Source organism: Bacillus sp. SIMBA_005 (assembly GCF_046535585.1).
Classification (GTDB): domain Bacteria; phylum Bacillota; class Bacilli; order Bacillales; family Bacillaceae; genus Bacillus; species Bacillus pumilus.
In genome coordinates this window covers 1-268 of sequence record NZ_JAWRWI010000483.1, presented here as the reverse complement: position 1 = coordinate 268, position 268 = coordinate 1, and the positions used below count along the sequence as shown (strand labels likewise).

Here is a 268-nt window from a genome sequence, read left to right as displayed (position 1 = left end):
CGTGTCGAACGCCGGGTTGTCCTTGATCAGCTGGAAGGTGAAGGCGATGTCGTCGGCGGTGAAGCTCTCGCCATCGCTCCAGGTCACGCCATCGCGGGCGGTGATAGCGACCGAGGTGTAGTCCTCGGACCATTCGAACTCCGACGCGAGCCAGGGAACCGGGTCAGCGGTGGGATCGACCGAGTTCGTGATCGCGAGGGGCTCGAAGAGCGCGTTGGCGTACCCCAGGCGCTGGGCCGACGAGTCGCCCACCCACGGGTTGTTGTTC

At 65.7% G+C, this 268-nt stretch carries 1 protein-coding gene; it reads right to left on the bottom strand.

Going from position 1 to position 268, the window contains the following annotated elements:
- Window positions 1-268 (bottom strand): ABC transporter substrate-binding protein (locus SB660_RS20990; protein ID WP_410584307.1); only part of this gene is annotated, 268 nt, incomplete at both ends.